Source organism: Psychrobacter sp., assembly GCF_036731945.1.
In the GTDB taxonomy this organism is placed as follows: domain Bacteria; phylum Pseudomonadota; class Gammaproteobacteria; order Pseudomonadales; family Moraxellaceae; genus Psychrobacter.
On sequence record NZ_DAINDI010000041.1, the window covers coordinates 25,349 to 26,720 of the forward strand.

The 1,372-nt window shown below is 45.9% G+C and carries 2 protein-coding genes; both read left to right on the plus strand.

Going from position 1 to position 1,372, the window contains the following annotated elements; all coding sequences use genetic code 11:
• Positions 1-822, plus strand: an 822-nt coding sequence (locus V7D75_RS09510) for a methionine synthase (RefSeq protein ID WP_333614369.1), incomplete at its 5' end; no start/stop codon positions are given.
• Positions 823-925: 103 nt separating this feature from the next.
• A partial coding sequence (locus V7D75_RS09515) for a flavin reductase (protein ID WP_333614370.1) occupies positions 926-1,372 on the plus strand: 447 nt, incomplete at its 3' end.

Sequence of the window (1,372 nt, forward strand, 5' to 3'; positions counted from 1 at the left end):
GTCACCACCTTTATTGAACATCTTGATGGCGTCGATTTCGAAAAGCGTGAAACGGTTAAAATCCGCAATCGCTATGAGGCCAGTGTGCCGTCAGTCGTTGGGGCGGTGAGCCGCCAAAAACCTGTATTTGTTGACGATGCGAAGTTTTTACGCTCGCAAACCGATCAGCCAATCAAATGGGCGTTGCCCGGCCCGATGACGATGATTGATACTTTATATGATGGTCATTATAAAAGCCGTGAAAAATTGGCTTGGGAATTTGCTAAAATTCTCAATCAAGAAGCGAAAGACTTAGAGGCGGCTGGTGTCGATATTATCCAATTTGATGAGCCGGCGTTTAACGTGTTCTTCGATGATGTCAACGACTGGGGTATCGCCACTTTAGAGCGTGCTATCGAAGGGTTAAAGTGTGAGACGGCGGTGCATATTTGCTACGGCTACGGTATCAAAGCCAATACCGATTGGAAAAAAACCTTAGGGTCAGAGTGGCGTCAATATGAGCAAGCTTTTCCAAAATTGCAGCAGTCAAATATCGATATTGTCTCGCTGGAATGTCAAAACTCACACGTACCGATGGATTTGATTGAACTGATTCGCGGTAAAAAGGTGATGGTCGGCGCCATTGATGTGGCAACCAATAGCATTGAAACCCCAGAAGAAGTAGCAGATACGTTACGCAAAGCCCTGCAGTTTGTCGATGCGGATAAGCTTTACCCTTCGACCAACTGCGGCATGGCACCGTTATCTCGCCAAGTGGCACGCGGCAAATTGCAAGCCTTGAGCGCGGGTGCAGCTATTGTACGCAAAGAGCTTAGCGTTTAGCATATCTTAACAAAGATTGCCTTGTTTAAACCCATGAGTGACCTCAGTTATCAATGTACTTAAAGAGTAAAGTACTTAAAGATTAAAATTTAGGAGTTAAGTCATGATTGAAGCAACTGATTTTAGAGATGCCATGTCTCTATTACCGACAGCGGTCAATGTGATCACCACAAGAGGCAACTCTGGCTGTCATGGGTTTACCGCTTCTGCGGTCTGTAGCGTGACCGATACACCGCCAACCTTGCTGGTCTGCATGAATCAGAGCTCGCGCTCACACGAACATTTTCTTGAAAACAAAACGCTAAGTGTCAATGTCTTAGGTACGCAGCATGAACCCATATCCAATGCTTTTGCCTCCAAACTATGCTCAGAAGAGCGTTTTTGTCACGGTGCTTGGACGACATTAGCCACAGGTGCACCTGTTTTAGAGGACGCGCTGGTCAGTTTTGATTGTGAAATTGATGACATTCAACAAGTCGGCACACACAGTATTTTTATGTGCCGCGTGGTCGCCATCAAACAAGGCGAGAGTGATGAAAGTTTGGTGTAT